11 protein-coding genes are annotated in these 18,289 nt (G+C 42.0%); 8 read left to right on the top strand and 3 right to left on the bottom strand.

Annotated elements, in window-relative coordinates:
• Positions 1–422: 422 nt before the first annotated feature.
• The gene (gene metG, locus BFN00_RS06295; protein WP_071850787.1) at positions 423–2,483 is read right to left on the bottom strand and encodes a methionine--tRNA ligase; all 2,061 of its coding nucleotides are present in this window, start codon (positions 2,481–2,483) and stop codon (positions 423–425) included.
• A gap of 312 nt (positions 2,484–2,795) precedes the next feature.
• Here metG and BFN00_RS06290 point away from each other — a divergent pair, with 312 nt between their 5' ends.
• The 8 genes from BFN00_RS06290 to BFN00_RS06255 all read left to right on the top strand — a co-directional run bounded on the left by BFN00_RS06290 (position 2,796) and on the right by BFN00_RS06255 (position 13,293).
• Entirely contained in the window at positions 2,796–3,593 is a 798-nt protein-coding gene (locus tag BFN00_RS06290) for a putative sodium/potassium/calcium exchanger (RefSeq protein ID WP_071850786.1), read from the top strand.
• A 276-nt stretch (positions 3,594–3,869) separates the two neighbouring features.
• The gene (apbC, locus tag BFN00_RS06285; protein WP_071850785.1) at positions 3,870–5,129 is read left to right on the top strand and encodes an iron-sulfur cluster carrier protein ApbC; all 1,260 of its coding nucleotides are present in this window, start codon (positions 3,870–3,872) and stop codon (positions 5,127–5,129) included.
• A 257-nt stretch (positions 5,130–5,386) separates the two neighbouring features.
• A complete protein-coding gene (locus tag BFN00_RS06280; RefSeq protein WP_004280728.1) occupies positions 5,387–5,980 on the top strand; it encodes a LysE family translocator in 594 nt (197 codons plus the stop codon).
• Between the two features lie 123 nt (positions 5,981–6,103).
• Positions 6,104–6,673 (top strand): dCTP deaminase, encoded by a 570-nt coding sequence (gene dcd / locus BFN00_RS06275; RefSeq protein ID WP_004280726.1) that lies wholly within the window; start codon positions 6,104–6,106, stop codon positions 6,671–6,673.
• A 234-nt stretch (positions 6,674–6,907) separates the two neighbouring features.
• Positions 6,908–8,938 (top strand): hypothetical protein, encoded by a 2,031-nt coding sequence (locus BFN00_RS06270; protein ID WP_039902320.1) that lies wholly within the window; start codon positions 6,908–6,910, stop codon positions 8,936–8,938.
• A gap of 12 nt (positions 8,939–8,950) precedes the next feature.
• A complete protein-coding gene (locus BFN00_RS06265) occupies positions 8,951–9,673 on the top strand; it encodes a hypothetical protein (RefSeq protein ID WP_004280723.1) in 723 nt (240 codons plus the stop codon).
• Between the two features lie 33 nt (positions 9,674–9,706).
• Positions 9,707–11,992 (top strand): hypothetical protein, encoded by a 2,286-nt coding sequence (locus tag BFN00_RS06260; protein WP_071850784.1) that lies wholly within the window; start codon positions 9,707–9,709, stop codon positions 11,990–11,992.
• A gap of 17 nt (positions 11,993–12,009) precedes the next feature.
• Entirely contained in the window at positions 12,010–13,293 is a 1,284-nt protein-coding gene (locus tag BFN00_RS06255) for a hypothetical protein (RefSeq protein ID WP_071850783.1), read from the top strand.
• Positions 13,294–13,346: 53 nt separating this feature from the next.
• On the opposite strand, the gene BFN00_RS06250 is transcribed toward BFN00_RS06255, so the two are convergent.
• Entirely contained in the window at positions 13,347–15,062 is a 1,716-nt protein-coding gene (locus BFN00_RS06250) for a proline--tRNA ligase (protein WP_071850782.1), read from the bottom strand.
• Positions 15,063–15,158: 96 nt separating this feature from the next.
• The gene (locus BFN00_RS06245; protein WP_071850781.1) at positions 15,159–18,266 is read right to left on the bottom strand and encodes an efflux RND transporter permease subunit; all 3,108 of its coding nucleotides are present in this window, start codon (positions 18,264–18,266) and stop codon (positions 15,159–15,161) included.
• Between the last annotated feature and the right edge of the window lie 23 nt (positions 18,267–18,289).

Raw genomic sequence — 18,289 nt, 5'->3', positions numbered from 1 at the left:
TACACTAGACGCACTAAGTATAGTTCCAATTAGTCCACCATATAAATTACCGAATTGAGCAGATAAATTAGCATCAATTATCTTAGAGCTTCCAAAATTGAATGTTTGGTTGGAAAAAATAAAAATTGATCCTAAAATACTAATTCCTATAAGAATTAAAGGAATGTATAGGCATAAGTATTTAATAAAGTTATTCATATTTTTTTTAAAGTAATTAAATTTAACGCAATATATCAGTACTTGATAATAGTGTCTAAATTTACCTCTCCCTGACCCTCTCCTAAAAGGAGAGGGAATATCCTGAAATTTATTTAGTAATGAAAACTCCTTCTCCCTCTGGGAGAAGGCAAGGATGAGGGAAATATAGTCCAATAAAAAAGCCTCTACATCAGTAGAGGCTTTCTTTGCTTAAAATGGAAATCTTAAGACACTTTATCACCTGGTTTAGCACCAGATTCAGGTGAAATCACCCAAACACCGTCGCCATTACCCGCGGCTAAAACCATCCCATTTGAAATACCAAAACGCATCTTACGTGGCGCAAGGTTTGCAACCATCACGACCAGTTTACCTTTCAGGTCTTCAGGCTGGTAAAACTCACGAATACCGCTAAACACGTTACGTGGCTCAGCTTCACCGACATTCAAAGTCAATTGAAGCAGTTTGTCAGAACCTTCAACCGTAGTCGCTTCAAGAACTTCAGCGACACGCAAGTCAACTTTCATAAAATCATCAATATTAATGATTTCAGCTTCACCGACTTTAGGTTCAGGCTTTTTCTCAGCCTTCTTCTCTTTTTTCTTTTCAGCTTTTGCTGGTTCAGCAGCAGGGGCTGCTAAAGAATCTTTAGATGCATCCACCATTGCCGCAACAGCTTTTGGATCTACACGTTGCATCAATGGCTGGAATAACGCAATTTCATGACCCACTAGAATGGTTTCGCGAGAAGCAAAATCAAAGCTTTCAAGTTGCAGGAAATCTTGAACCTGTTGAGCCAGTGTCGGCAATACAGGCGCTAAATACACTGCCAATTGACGGAACAGGTTGATCCCCACAGAGCATACGTCATGCACCTGTTGTTCCTGACCTTTCTGTTTGGCAAGCGCCCAAGGTTTTTTCTCATCAATATACTGGTTGGCTTTGTCTGCCAGCGCCATGATTTCACGAATCGCCGCCGAGAATTCACGTGCTTCATAAGCCTGAGCAATTGAGCTACCTGCCTCAATAAAGCTTTGTACCAATTCAGGTTCAGCACATGTCGTGCTTAACTTGTTATCAAATTTGGTGTTGATGAATTTCGCACAACGGCTGGCAATATTCACGACTTTACCGACTAGGTCTGAATTCACTTTTTGTACAAAGTCATCCAGATTTAAGTCTGAATCTTCAACTTTGTCAGAAAGTTTAGACGCAAAGTAATAACGTAGATATTCAGGGTTTAAATGCTCTAAATAGGTTTCAGCTTTAATAAAGGTGCCGCGAGATTTTGACATCTTTTGGCCATTTACCGTCAAGAAACCATTCACGAATAAGCCTGATGGCGTACGGTAGTTAGCGCCTTCAAGCATTGCGGGCCAGAACAGGGCATGGAAATATACGATGTCTTTGCCAATGAAGTGATAGACCTCATTTTCAGAATCTTTTTTCCAGTAGTCGTCAAAATTCAATTCAGGGCGTTTGGCTTTGATGTAGTTTTCAAAGCTCGACATATAACCAATCGGCGCATCGACCCAAACATAGAAGTATTTGTTTGGTGCATCCGGAATTTCAAAACCGAAGTATGGCGCATCACGGGAGATGTCCCAATCGTTCAAGCCATTTTCAAACCATTCGTCCAGCTTGTTGGCAATCGATACCGGCAAGCGACCTTCATCACGGGTCCATTTTTGCAGGTATTCACCAAAATTTGGTAATTTAAAGAAGTAATGATCAGATGATTTTTCGACTGGTGTTGCGCCACTTAAAGTGGAATGTGGATTCAACAATTCTGTTGCATTATAAGTAGCACCGCAGACTTCACATGAGTCGCCGTACTGATCTTCTGCCTTACATTTCGGACAGGTGCCTTTAATGAAACGGTCTGACAGGAACATGCCTTTTTCAGGATCAAAAAGCTGGGTCACCGGGCGAACTGCAATATTGCCCGCGTCACGATTTTTCACATAGATTTCAGATGCACGGGCACGGTTGGTATCGCTATGCGTAGAATCATAATGATCAAAATGCACACCGAAACCGTCAAAGTCACGAATGTGTTCTTTTTGCACATTGGCAATTTGCGCTTCAGGTGAAATGCCATTCGCTTCGGCACGCAGCATGATCGCAGTTCCGTGAGCATCATCCGCACAGACATAAGTCACATCATGACCCATCGCGCGCATGGCACGTACCCAAATATCTGCTTGGATATAGCCAAGTAAGTGACCCATATGAATCGGGCCATTGGCGTAAGGAAGGGCATTGGTGACTAAAATTTTACGCACGGATTCACTCTCTCATTCGTATTCATTATGCAATGGGCCATAATTTTACATGATGCCGAGGGGATTACAAAGAAATGCTTTGCTGAAACCCTGCGAATAGATGGACTTGGACAGCCCGAATACAAAAGCCCGCATCATCTTTAGCATAGAGATTTTCAATACGGATTTGACTCAGCTCATGCTACATCCTGCAAACAATAGCAACAACATGTACAGGCTTTGTTGCAGTTTGCTTACTTCGCCCGATTCGCGTGATGCTTTGTGCTAAAAAATGGCTGATTGTTTATATGATATGCCTAAGGAGGGTACCTCATGACTCAGCAGAACCAAAACAATACGTCGAAGCAAAATCAAGATAAAGAACAACATGCACGCGAATTGAATGATCAGCTTGCAAAAGAGCAAAAGCAAAACGAGCTGGATAAACAGCATAATCAGGAACATAAGAACGGGCAAAGTGCCCAGACCCATGCTGATCAGAAGTCTGATACCCAGCACAACGGCAAAGATGCAAATGCTGAGCAATCAGCGCAAAAAGACAGTTCTCAAGAGAACCAGTCCGATAAAAAAACTGAAAGCTTTAAGATGGATGACTTAAAATCCAAGGCGATAGCGATCGGTGAAGAGCTATTGCAAAAAGGTGAAAAGCTTCTGAATGAGCTGAAACATGGCAAATCTGACAACCAGCAAAATGCTGAGCAAGGTTCAGATGATGCAAAAAAGGCCAAAGCGGATCATACATCTCAAGATAAATCATCTAACAAGTCAGATAAACAAAATGCTAAAGATGGTCAGACCGATCAGCAGGCAGGTATGGCAAATTTAAAAGATGAAGCCATGCATAAGTTTGAAGATACCAGACAGAAAATCACAGATTTATTCAGCGAAGCCTCGGTTAAGTTCGCTGAGCTGAAACAGATGGCAACTGATACGATGAATAAAATGAAAGATAATCAATCGAAGGAAGGTGATTCTAATCAGCAGCAAGATGCCAAAGATACAGATTCAGAAAGCAACTCTCAGTCCAAAAAGGATGAATCGAAACAAGATCAGGATAAAAATAAGAAGGATCAACAGGACAAATCTGAAAACAATAAAAATCATAAATAGTCTGTGATCATAGAGCCACTTTAATTACAGAGGGTTAAAGTGGCTTAGCACGCTCGAGATAAATAAAAAAAATTTATTACATCAAAATAGTCCATCTCTCTGTTCTTTCATTATTTCTATTTCACCAAGATTTCATAAAATATTTCAAAAAACCAAGTAAAATAGTTGGGAGTCGAAGATATCTCTTTCATCTTCTCCAATACAGTGCTTAACCTTCGCCTAAAACCCCGTTAAACTAGGCCATTCAGATGTCGATCTACATTTTTGGAGTAACCTATGTCCTGGCTTTCTTCGCTTAAATCGGTTTTTTCGCCTTCCAAGGAGGTGAACGAAGAAGCTGTGCAGAACGTACTGCAAAACTATATCTTGCCAAATTCCAGTAATGCCTTGAAAGATCGTATTACGCAGGTCAATGTACAGGGTGAAATTCTGCAAATCACTTTGAATACCTATCCTGAAGAAAAAGCGCAGCTGCAACAGATTCATGATGAACTGGCGGAAGCTTTGCAAAAATGTGGTATTCAAGAGCTGAATATGCATGTGATTCAGCAGAAAACCGGACATAAGAAAGAAGGTGGTTGCGGGCATAATCATGCTGAAGGTGAAAACTGTTCAAGCGCGCCTAAAGCGGAAGCAAAACCCAATCTTCCCCCTGTGGTTGATGCGTCGGCACAGCCTGCAAAAACAGAAGAAGCTGATCCAAATAATCCACCGATTCAAAAAGCTGCGCCGCAACAGCGTGATGTCCCGAAACACCCACGCATTCAAAATGTGATTCTGGTGTCATCCGGCAAAGGTGGCGTAGGTAAATCGACCACGACTGTAAATCTGGCTTTGGCTCTACAGAAATTAGGCCTGCGCGTAGGCGTACTGGATGCCGATATTTACGGTCCAAGTATCCCGACCATGCTCGGCAATGCCGGCAAAACGCCAATGATCGAAGCAGAGCAGTTTGTTCCAATTGAAGCCTATGGAATGGCGGTGTTATCAATTGGCCATTTAACTGGAGACCAAAATACTCCAGTCGCTTGGCGTGGTCCAAAAGCCACGGGGGCATTGATGCAGTTATTCAATCAGACCCTATGGCCAGACCTCGATGTGCTGATGATTGATATGCCACCTGGCACAGGCGATATCCAGTTAACTCTCGCGCAGCGTATTCCGGTGACGGGTGCAGTGATTGTGACGACACCACAAAACGTGGCATTGCTGGATGCGACCAAAGGCATTGAATTGTTTAATCGGGTGCAGATTCCGATCATGGGCGTGATTGAAAACATGTCGACCCATATCTGCTCAAATTGTGGTTTTGAGGAACAGATTTTTGGTACAGGTGGTGGCGATAAACTGTCTGAGCAATATCAAATCCCATTATTGGGCCGTTTACCTTTGGATGCTAAAATTCGTGAAAATGCGGATGCCGGTACACCTTCTGTCATTGCCGAAGATGCTGCTGCAGAAAGCTATATGCTGATTGCAGAGAAAATTGCCGCACAGCTACCCAAAGCAGAAAAAGACCATAGCCGAATTTTCTAATTCTATAGACAATTCAGATATTTAAGCCTTAGCTAAAAGCTAGGGCTTTTTATTTCTTATTTTTAAAATTAGCTCGATTTAAATGACCGAAATTGACTGAAATGACTATCGGGTATTTATCCTAAATATTTATATAAGTATTTGAATTAATTAAAATAAATAAATTTAAATTTTAGGTTATATGTTCTCTTACAATTATTTTTTTGCAGCACTGACCGAATTCTTCTATGCTACTCGGATTAGAGCGAGGTCAAACTATGATTTCATGGTTTTTTATTGGTTTAGTGGCAACCATTCTTTTAACACCAGGCCCAACCAATACCTTATTGGCATCTTCAGGCATTCAGGTCGGATTTAAAAAAACATTTCGTTTAATTCCTGCTGAAGCCTTTGGTTATCTGATCGCCATTAGCTTATGGGGTATTCTGATCGGAAAAATTTCCGTCCATCTTCCGCTTTTACCGACCATTCTCAAACTTTTTAGTGCTGGCTATATTTTATTTCTCGCTGTGAAATTATGGCGGACTGCAGAAATAAGCGAAAATGTTGAAAATGTCTCGATTCGCGCACGAGAATTATTTTTGGCAACCTTGCTTAATCCTAAAGCACTTTTATTTGCCTCAGCGATCTTTCCTGTCATTGTCTGGAAAAGTAGTCAGCATTATGTGACTCATATGCTTGTTTTCTTGCTTCTGCTGATTCCGATTGCATTCTTCTGGACTTTTTTAGGCTCAATCCTGGCCAGAAAAAACAGCCGCTGGCTCAATCAGAAAAACTTGCAAAAAACGGCTTCGCTGGTGCTAATGAGCTTTTCTATTCCTTTAAGTTATTCTGCACTTTTAAGTTTATAAGCTGATCTCGATCAGCAATTTTGGGGCAACTTGAGTTCTCAGACTTTCACTTATTTTCATTAGTGTCAATTTCAGTTAAAGTACGTCGCAATAACTTGTTTTTAAGATTTTTGGATTATATCAATGGCAATTAAGTCTGATCGTTGGATTCGCGAAATGAGCGAAAAACACGGCATGATTGAACCGTATGCAGAAAACCAGGTACGTTTGGATGAAAATGGTCAAAAGCTGATTTCGTATGGCGTATCCAGCTACGGTTATGACGTGCGTTGTGCGCGTGAATTTAAAGTATTCACCAATGTGCATTCTGCAATTGTCGATCCGAAAAACTTTGATGAACGCAGCTTTATTGATATCGAGTCGGATGTTTGCATTATTCCGCCGAACTCGTTTGCTTTGGCGCGTACCATCGAATATTTCCGCATTCCACGTAATGTCCTGACCGTGTGCTTGGGTAAGTCAACTTATGCGCGTTGTGGCATCATTGTCAACGTGACGCCGCTTGAGCCAGAGTGGGAAGGACACGTCACTTTAGAGTTTTCAAATACGACCAATCTTCCTGCGCGTATTTATGCAGGTGAGGGTGTGGCGCAAATGCTATTTTTTGAATCTGATGAAGTCTGTGAAACCTCATATAAAGATCGTGGTGGTAAATATCAAGGTCAGACAGGCGTTACTTTGCCGAAGACCTAATTGCTTTAAGATATTGAATGACGGGACTTTATGTCCCGTTTATTTTTTTGAGATTTTCATTCATCGGAAACTGCTATTTTTCGCCTAATTGGCTTTGGCATCTGTATTAAAAATCAGCATAATGGATTCCGCATAATCATAAAAAAGATGCAATGCATTATAAAAAATCAAAGATTGGCGGCTGGGAAGCTGAAGCATAAGGTGCGGAGCATCGAATAAAAAGGAAAGAGTGAGATGGCTCAGATAAAAGATATATTTAAATTTCGCAAAAGTTATTTGGCGATGACAATCGGTTTCAGCCTGTTGCCTTCTGCACATGCGATGCAGGAATTATCAGATTCTTCTCTTTCTGACACCACAGGTGAGGGTGTTGCGCTCGTTCTTGATGATTTTAAAATGGTGTTTCAAGGTCCTAAAGATCTTTCTGCTGGTTCCAGTTACGCGAGAGGTATTGAAAATCCCGGGCAAGCAGATACAGGATTTATTCGTATTATTCCGACGGGTGAAAATTACAACCAACTTGGGCAGCGTGTATACGACAAAGTTTATAAATCTACATATGATAATGCTTTTCATGTTGAAAGAACGCAGAATTATGCAACTGAGTATCAGCAAGCTTACGATACGCTAAAAACTGATTTTTATAATAATAACTATAATACGATTAAGAATACGTATGACACACAAGCTAACCGGAGTGCATTTAGCCAAGAGCTCATTGATTATTATTATAATACTGAATTTATGAAGGGGTATTATGATCAAAGATATGATGATTATTATAATGGTGCTGGCGAAGACTTGACGTTTTTAGGCATAAATTTAAATTATAAGCTGGTAAAAGATGGAACTAAGGAATATGAAATTTATGCAGGCAATATCTTAAAATCTGAAGAATATGCTAAAGCTAATGCTTTGGAAATGATTCAATTTCTATATGGGCAAAAAGCTAATCAGCAGATTCCAGATACCCAATGGACTACAACTGTTGATAGACAGAATATTATTGGAGCAATTGTAGATGCAAGAATTCTTGCACTAATTAAAGCAGATTATGATAAAAAATTTGAAGCTGCTTTAGCTGGAATGATGAAGGATGCAGATAGTGCTGCTATGGCTGAAATCATTGCTAGAGCAGATCAGGTTGCTAAAGCTGAAGCTGCTAAAAGTTCTGTGAGCACTTTAAAAACTAAAGCTGATGTATTTATTTATGGTCTGGCTTTATCGAAAAGCGATGGTTCTTTAAGCACACGATACAGTGATCAGGGTTTTAGCTGGGGATCGGCAGATAATCCCTGGTTATTCCGGGCAGGAACTGAAAATGTCAAACAGTTTAAGGACGCTGCTAAAGATGTAGGCTATATTGCTTTGGAAGCCCCATTAAGTCCAATTGCAGGGGTCGAAAGTGATAATAATATCAAGCTGGGTTTCTGGAGTGATATTTTTGCGCGCGCGCTTGACTCCTCGAATGCTGTAGATCCTATAACAGGTGGGCCAATATCAGGACTTGATACGGATTACCGATTAAGAACCCAATTTGTTACCAATGGTCTGAGTTTTAATGGCTCGCAAGTTCGGTTATTTCAAACCTTAGAATCTGACAATAAGAATTACAGCCAAACATTGGGTATGGCGAGTATTGTTCGTCTGAATACCAATGATCGACCAGAAACTCTAAGCAGTAGCGATAGTAATCTTAACAGTAAAGGTATTCGTCTCAGTACCGCAGCAAAAACAGATGCACTTGATGGTAATGTCTCGACCCCGGCCTTGAATGGAAGTGATGCTCCTATATTTCATGATTCTGAGGGTTTATATCTCTATAGTCCAAATATTAATTTAGTGCTCGGTAATATGTACCAGCCTTTCGTTGTCGGTTCAGAAGGCAATAATATTATTTTAGAAGTGACACGTATTCCCAATATTCCTGCCATTTATAATCAAATTTATCAGAATTATGGAGGCGGACTGGGCACAACAGATTTAAAGGGTTCGACCTGTAATGTCTATAGTTGTGGTACACCGATTAAAAATAATGCGTCAGATACCACCGCACTTTATCAAGGGCGTAATGCGACTCACAGTAGCATCTCAATAGGGACTACAGAGCGTATATCAGGGACAAATATGCTGCGCGCCAAGGATGGTGTGAATTCAACAGGAATCGTATTTAAAAATACTGAGGGTGTAAGTAAGAATTTTGGATCTGCTGTCATTGATGGTGTCCTGATTCAGCATCTGAAAATTAGAACAACTGGTCTTTAAGGGAGTATAAGAATGTCCAAATTAGTAACACTCTGTGCATTATTATGTACTTCTATGGCCAGTCTTGCCGGATTGGAAGCCCTTGATCAGCAAGCATTAACCAATACAGTGGGGCAGGGCGGAGCAGATCTTAACTGGACTTTATCTTTAAACCATGTTTATGCGACAGATTTAAGTAAAGATAAAATTTCTCGGCTTGATGGAAGTGGCAACCCGCTAGAAGTATTTTATGTTCTAGATCCCACCGCTTGTGGAGCAACAAAACAATTTTGCCGTCTGGCAATAGCGCCGAATAACCATGTCGATGCCAATGGAAATAAAAAGTGGTTAGTCTTTAAAGGCATTCAAGGCACGATTCAGATTGATAAGTTTTCGATCGATGGAACAACCATCATTAATCATCGTAATGAACCACAAACGGCGATGCAAATTACCTTTTATGATCACCAGCCTTTAAAGATCCGTAATTTAGGCTTTAATACAGTTTCCATTGAAACGGGTACAGGTGCTGGCGCCTTGGAAGGTTATGCCAATACAGGTGTTTATAGTACGTATACAGGGCGTACCTATAATGCCGATGGAACTTATACAACCGCGCCCCAAGATGTTCCTTCATTTGATAAAGGTGCTGAAAAAGGATTTATGGGATTGAACGTTCATGGAAATCTGCATACGTCAGGCAATTTGAAAATATTTGGTTATAACTGTACAGGTGGAGCACAAAGTCGTTGTTAGTAACAACGTCAAGTACAGCATAAGGATATATAAATGAAAAAAACAACAATAAAGTTGAAATTGCTAACAGTATGCATGTGTCTTATACAACAAAGTTATGCACTTGAAACTATTGAAGAGCAAGAATTGAGTGAAGTCACTGGACAAGATGGTATGGTGATTACTCATGAAATTTCTAAAGCCAGTATTGCTCAAGCCAATTGGTATGATCCAAATCCAACTGCCAACACTAAAATGGGTTTAGGTCTACATAATGTTGAGATTATTGGAAAAGATAATAAACCAATCATTAGTCAACTTGAAATAGATGTAGGTGCCACTTCACAAGGGGCAGGACTTCGGCTAGCTGCAAGTGTTTCACCGTTTCAAGCCACTGCAGATTTAAAATTGGTAAAGATCGCCTGTACGACCAATCCATGTAGTCAATCTGCGAATAGTATTCGGACTACGGGTACTCAATCTAATCAAACTTTGGGTGGATTAGGGATTAGTACCTCTACACCGCTTAGTGTGCTATTACAAACCAGTGCAGGTCTATTTAATAAAGATTCAATTGCCAGTATCGATTTTCAACTTAAAAATGCCACGATTAGTCATAAATTAGGCGAAAATAGTCTGATTTTGAATGACTTTAACTTTAACTTCGCGGGTCAAGGATATATGTACATTGACCCGGATGAAGGCGTGGTACTCACCACACGAAATGGCAGTCAAGATCATTATGTGGATCTAAAGCGTGCTGAAGATATTACTGATATCGCGGCTGGCCGGGTTAATCCGACCAATCCAGGGGTTAATATTGACCTGCGTTATAATACGCCAAATAATGAACGCAAAAATATTATGCGTTTAGGAGCTTCGGGTGCAGTCACTAACGCAAGATTATCCATGAGTGCAGATCAAACCCAGATAGGTACTTTTGATGTTAGTAACAAGGTGAATGGTGTACTAGAACGTCAGGACAAAGCTGCAACAGGTTACAGTGGCCTGGTCGGAGAAGGTGGGTTGGATCTAGGCTTGTCTGCAGATTTTACAGGTACTAATAGTACCGGGCTTCCAGCAACTATGGCACCTACAACACTTGAGATTGGTCATACCGGTAAGGGAAGCCATGCTGTGCAATTCTCCAAGCTCAGACCCTTGACTACACGTAATGCTGCCGGTGCTTTACACGGTAAAAATGCTTATATCGACTTTGGAAATATATATATAAATACCATTACTGCAAAAAGTCTCGATTTCATAATCAATGAAAATATGCAAAAGACTTTAGGTAGTAGTAGCACTGTACTTAAACAGACACTCAGTACCACCACGAATGGAGAGGATTTTGCCTATATCGCCGTACGTGGAATGGATTTTCAGTCCATTGCTGCTAAAGCACGTTTCATATCAGATAACTCTTTGGCGGAAATTGGTGGCGATGGTGGTTCATGGGGAATCGGTATTCCTATTTATAATTTAAATGCCAATGTTGCCTTGTCTGGAACGACTTATGGAACAAACAATAAGCAAGCAATTGCGTATAACATTATGGCATCTACAGAAGGCTATGGAATTGACAAGAAAACCGGTTTACCAAGCACAACCTCGATTATATTGATTGATGGCAAGAATGGCGATCATGGTGAGGCAGTTAACTATTATGCTGGTTTTAGGAATATCGATGCTTTGATCAAGTCGGAAGGTATTATTGGCTATGAAGATGAAGGTATTTATATTCGTGCCGATAAACTGCTGATTGGAGCTAAAGCTGAGCTTGCGATTGGTCAATTACCAGGATCTAAATATAATTGTACCAATGCATCGGTCACTAAATGCGGAAGCTATGTGCCTCATGATAATTTTTCTAAACGTGATGATGTCCTGACGAATATTGCTTTTAAACTTGATGGAAACGGCGAGCTCCTCATCATTCCAGGAGTGGATCCGACCAGCGATTCACCAGATACCAACTTCCTGTCATTTGATGCAAATTTTAAGTTTAGACCCCTTACCGCAGAAGAAACTGCAAATAAAGATAATCTGGGCAGCTATTTTAGTATTGCCAATGAAGATATTGATTCAGCCGGGGTATTAAAAACTTCTTCAATTAACTTTAACCGGATGGAAGGTCATTTGGGTGTCAAAGCAAAAGTTCGTGTCAGTGCAGATACAGTGACTTTGGATAATCAGGTCAAACTCAATTATGAAAATAATATTGCAACACCATTTAAAACCAATTTTGCCATGGCGACCAATGGCAATATGCAAAACATGGCAAGTATTGCACTGACTGGTGGAACTATTCGTAGCACGATGGGAATCACACCACGCTAAAAATCAGGATGAGAAAAATGAAAAAAATAATATTAAAGAGTCTAGTGGTAGCTATGATGGGCCTAAGTGGTCAGGTATCTGCATTAACTTCATTGGAAGACCAAGAGCTCTCAGAAGTCAATGGGCAGGCTTTATTGTCAATGGAGGTTCAGTCTGGATTTAACCAGATGGATAATCTAGGAGCTACTTATGACCAGAGTAATATCTCATTTTATAAATTAGGCTTGGAAGCCGAGATGGAAATTAATGCCAATATAAAAAAGCTACAGCTCGGGTGTGGTGGTGTTAATGGTGCAACCGGCTGTGATATTGATATTGATCATATAGCCTTAAGTGGTAATCCTACAAATGGTGCGGATCGTGCCGCGACTTCAGCTCTGATTACTAATCCATTTGTACAGTTTGCCATAAAAAATCCAAATCAGGCATCTACACGTGAAGTTTTAGGTTTCCGTTTAAGTGCGGAAAAGATTTCAGGTCTATTGACAATGGGGACAGAAAATAGTGCTACACCAAATGGTATTAACAGTTTCAGTGGTTATATGAAAACAAAATCTTCATCAGGAGTTGCAACAACCGCTCCTCGTGTCATGGATTATGCTGCAACTGGAATGAATATTGAGGGCACGGTAAAAGGCACTTTGTTAGGTCAACCATTACCTCTGGATTTACATTACACATCTAGCAATTATGCTTTCCAGTTAAATTCTACAACAGCACCTTTTACTATTCCTGCTACGATAGTGTCAGGAACACGAATGAAAGAAGTTGTACTAAAAGGGACAGGGACAGTAGGTCGTATTGATTTTAAAGGACCATTAAAAGCAGAATTATTGGATGGAGCATTAAAATTAGATAAAGATATTACAGGCTACTTAACCGGGCTACAGACAGACATTACCGTTAAACAAAATCTCGGACTTATTCATGCTTTATATTTAAATAATCCAGCTTCACTCTCCTTGCAATCCCAAAGCATCTTATGGCCTGGTGCAGCAGTTGCGGCAAAACAAGGGTGGTGGATGGCAATGGAAGATGAAGTGGATTTAGGAAGTATTTCACCTTCATATAGTGTGCCAATTTCAGATGCTGTTTTAAAGCAAACCATTGCAGGAATTAACCATGATTTAACCACTAATGTGCGAGATTGTGGAAGTCTGGTTTTTGGTTGTGTGCTAGGAAGTGCGCTTGATGTAAAGGAAATTAAAAATCCTGCGCTACTTGATTTCCCTCTCACTAATTTAACTTTACAAGGCCAGAATTTTAAACCGAACTGCTTCGGCGGACATAAATTTTGCTAAGTTTAGTTATAAAAAATCCCGCATTACGCGGGATTTTTTATAAGAGAGCGAAATTATTTAGCAATCTTCGCCAATAATTCTTCTTTCGAAATATTTACTGATTCAGCATCGCGGCGGCCTTTATATTCAAAAGTACCCGCATCCAAGCCTTTTTCACCAATCACGATACGGTGAGGAATACCTGTAAGTTCAAGGTCAGAGAATTTCACGCCCGGACGTTCATTACGGTCATCGAGTAACACGTCAAAACCTGCAGCTTGTAATTCAGCATAGAGTGCTTCCGCAGCTTCCATAGTTCGTGGAGATTTATGGGCATTCATCGGCACAATGGCAACTTCAAACGGTGCAATGGCAGTTGGCCAGATAATGCCTTTCTCATCAAAGTTCTGCTCGATTGCAGAAGCCACCACACGCGTCACGCCAATACCATAACAACCCATTGTTACAGTGAATGGCTTGCCATCTTCCCCCAAGACTTTACAGCCCAAAGCTTCAGAGTATTTTTGACCCAACTGGAAGATATGACCTACTTCGATACCACGTTTGATTTGAAGGGTACCTTTACCATCTGGAGACGGATCACCTTCAACTACATTACGTAGGTCATACACTTCAGAATACTTCGCATCACGTTCCCAGTTTACACCGGTCGCATGCTTGTCAGCTTCATTAGCACCCGCTACAAAGTCAGACAGTACAGAAGCTGCACGGTCAACAATGACGCTTACACCTTTTTCTACCAGACCTTGAGGACCGACAAAGCCAGCAGTTAAGCCAAGTGCTTGGAGTTGTTCTTCAGTAGCAAATGTCAAAGGTGCAGCAATTAAAGGATGTTTTTCAGCTTTAATTTCATTCAGTTCGTGATCGCCACGAAGGAATAAAGCAACTACAGGAACAGAACCATCCTCTTTTACAATGCCTTGAACAAGCAAGGCTTTTACTGAGTGGGCAGGATCAGTACCCAAGAATGCTGATACATCCACAATGGTTTTTTGATTTGGTGTATCTACCCGTTTGAGTTCTTGTGTCGGTGCCGCACGCTCACCGACAAGCACTGCTTCTGCCATTTCAATATTGGCTGCATAGTCAGATTCAGTCGAGAAAGCGATATCATCTTCACCGCTTGAAGCCAGCACGTGGAATTCATGAGAACCTGAACCACCGATTGAGCCGGTATCTGCTTGTACTGGACGGAAATCTAAACCAAGACGGGTGAAGATTTTGCAGTAGGCTGCATACATGTCGTCGTAGGTTTGTTGCAGTGATTCCTGATTGGCATGGAAAGAGTAAGCATCTTTCATGATGAATTCACGTGAACGCATTACGCCAAAACGTGGACGAATTTCGTCACGGAATTTGGTTTGTACCTGGTAGAAGTTTGCAGGCAATTGCTTGTAGCTTTTTAATTCGTTACGTGCAAGGTCAGTGATCACTTCTTCATGCGTCGGACCGAGAACAAATGGGTTACCATGGCGGTCGTTGAAGCGTAAAAGTTCAGGGCCGTATTGTACATAACGACCTGATTCTTCCCATAAAGATGCAGGTTGAGTCACCGGCATATAGACCTGAAGTGAACCGACTTTGTCCATTTCTTCGCGAACGATCGCTTCAACTTTATTTAATACGCGAACGCCCATCGGCAACCAAGTATATAGACCTGAGGCCAACTTACGAATCATACCGGCACGAAGCATCAGCTGATGTGAAATAACTTCAGCATCGTTCGGGGTTTCTCTTAACGTTGCAAATAAAAAGCGACTCGCGCGCATGGAAACTGTCCTAAAAAATTAAGCGTTAAAGCAGGGATTATACAATAAAAAATGAGGTGAGCATTTGGGAATGTCACCTCATTGTGTTGCATTAAATTATGCCATGATTTTACGTGCCTGACGCAGCATAAAATTCTTAAAGTCATCCAGGTAAGTAAAGATCACAGGCACCACCACCAGGGTCAGCAGGGTAGAGGTAATTACCCCACCAATCACTGCATGCGCCATCGGTGCACTTTGTTCACCACCTTCACCTAGTCCTAGGGAAAGTGGCACCATGCCCATGACCATCGCGCTGGTGGTCATTAAAATGGGACGCAAACGGGTTTTACCAGCGGCAATAATCGCATCATAACGGTTTTCACCGCGATCCATGGCTTTCTTGATGAAGTCGATTAGCAGAATGGCATTCTTGGTCACCAGTCCCATCAGCATGATAATGCCGATAATCGAGAACAGGTTCATGGTCGAGTTAAACAGGAACAAGGCCAGAAACACGCCAATCAGTGACAATGGCAGTGAAGCCATAATTGCCGCAGGATGGATAAAGCTATTGAACTGTGAACCGAGCACGATATAGATAAAGACAATCGACAGGGTAATCGCGGTCAGAGCATAGCCTGCGGATTCTGCCATGTCGGCATTGGAGCCTTGAGTGTCGAAACTATAACCTGGTGGCATATCGAAATTTTCTTGCAAGCGGCTGATATCCGTCCCGATGTCACCTGCAGGACGTCCTGAGGTATTGGCCTCGACCAGCACTTCACGTGCCAGATCACGTCGGTTAATTTGTGAAGCGCCGAGTTTTTCTTCAAATTTGGCGACACTCGAAAGCGGAACCAGAATCGGTTGATTATTGGCATCGGTTTTATTCGAGGTGATATACATATTCTGTAAATCGCTAGGCAAGCTGCGCTGGTCTTCCGTCAGGCGCAGATTCACATCATAGGTTTCACCTTTTTCATCCTGCCAGGTGGTAACATCATCACCGGCAATCAGCGGACGCACCACATTGGCAATCTGATTGACTGATAAACCTAAATCACTGGCCAAGACGCGATTAATCTGTACATCAAGAGTTGGCTTGGGTTCTTTTAATGAAGTTTCCAGATCGACAATGCCATTAATTTTCGCCATTTCAGTCATAAAGCGATCGGAAATTTTTTGCAGTTCATCCAGATCTGGGCCTTTGATCGAAATCATGATTGGCTTCTGGCCACCAGAAACGGTTTCATCGGCTGAGGCAACCGAAGTAATGCTGATTCCGGCCACCGACTGCAGACGCTGGCGGAATTCATTATTCAGGTCATTCAGGGTCTTTTCACGTTCGGTACGCGGAGTTACAGTCACCCGTAAACTGACATGGTTTTTACCGCGGTCGGTTGCGCCATTAATTACCCCATAAGTGGCTTTGACATCCGGATGCTGACGAATAATCTGATCCACCTGCTGTAGTTTGGCCTGTGAATATTCAAGTGATGAATCGACCGGTGTTTCAAACTTGATTCGGATTTCGCCTTTATCGGGAACCGGTACAAATTCGGTGCCGATTAGTTTGGATAAACCCAGAGCACCAAATAAAGAAGCGACAGCAATTAATAAAGTAATCAATCTGAAGCGCAATGCCAGTTTTAATAATTTTTCATAGACATGGCTTAGATTGTCCAGCTTGCCGGAGATCCAGCTAAAGAAACGTTTCACCCGACCTGGTTTTTTATTCGGATCTTTTTTCTTTTCTGCCCAGTGTGCAGAGAGCATCGGGTCCAGGGTAAAGCTGACAAACATCGAGATCAGAACGGCCATACTCACCGTGACCCCGAACTGGTAGAAGAAACGGCCAATAATTCCGCCCATAAAGGCCACAGGCAGGAATACGGCAACAATGGTCAGTGTCGTGGCCAGCACGGCTAAGCCAATTTCTTTGGTGCCATCGAGCGCGGCAGTCACATGATCTTTGCCCATATCGGCATGCCGGACAATATTTTCACGCACCACAATCGCATCATCGATCAACAGGCCAATACTCAAGGACAGCGCCAACAAAGTCATCATATTGATGCTAAAACCAAAGGCCCAGATAAAGGTCAGCGTACCCAAAAGTGCAATGGGCAGGGTTAAGCCGGTAATCACGGTTGAACGGAAAGAACCCAGAAAAAGTAGGACAATCAGTACAGCCAGTACCGCACCTTCAATAATGGTTCGGGCTACATCGCCAATGGTGCCGCGGATACTTTTGGAGGAATCTACCACTACTTGTAAAGTAGTGCCTTGAGGAAGCTGCGCCTCAATACTTTCTAAAGCTGCGTAGCTCTTATCTACTACTTCGATGACGTTTGCATCTGAACTACGCAAAATATCAATCGCCACTGCGGTTTTACCATTCAAAAAGGCAGCGGATTCCAGCTCTGCCTGACTGTCTTGAATATTAGCCACTTGTCTGAGGAAAATTGGTACGCCATTTTTATTGGCAATGACCAGATCGCCGAAGGCAAGGGGATGTAGAACTTTGGAATTGATTTCAATCACCAGTTCCGAGTTGCCTGATTTAAGCGTACCGCCTGGGACTTCGATATTCTCGGCCTTTAAGGTGTTAATGACACTGTCCACACCGATGCCAAAAGCTTGCAGTTTTTGCGGTTCCACCTGAATCCGGATCTGGCGCTGCGCATCACCAAGCAGATTAACCGCTCCGACTCCTGGTACTGTGCGCAGTTGTGGCACAATTCGCTGATCCAGATAGGAGCTGAGCGCTTTCACATCCATATTGTCGGATTCAAATACGATCGACATCACCGCATTCGCCGTCGGATCATAACGCTCGACAATCGGTTCCTGAATTTCATCACGGAATTCAGCAGTCACAGAGGCGATTTTATCCCGCACGTCCTGGGCTGCTGTGGTCGATGTTACATCCAGATTAAATTCAGTGGTGATGATGGACAGGCCTTCACTGGACTGGGAAATGACCTGTTTTAAACCAGAAATAGTATTAATCTGATCTTCAAGTTTTTTGGTAATTTCCGATTCAACCGTTTCCGGAGAAGCACCCGGGTAGTTGGTATAGATCACCACAAAAGGGAAATCGACATCAGGAAATTCTTCAACGCCCATCCGCTGCCAGGAAGCCAGCCCCAGCACCATCAAACAGAACATCATCATGATGGTGAAAACCGGATACTTCACACTAATTCGGGTAAACCACATATCAATGATCCTGTGTGAATGGC

Source organism: Acinetobacter sp. AR2-3 (genome assembly GCF_001878775.1).
In the GTDB taxonomy this organism is placed as follows: Bacteria; Pseudomonadota; Gammaproteobacteria; order Pseudomonadales; family Moraxellaceae; genus Acinetobacter; species Acinetobacter lwoffii_D.
The sequence above is the reverse complement of the archived record's forward strand: the minus strand, read 5'-3'. Positions and strand labels throughout refer to the sequence as shown.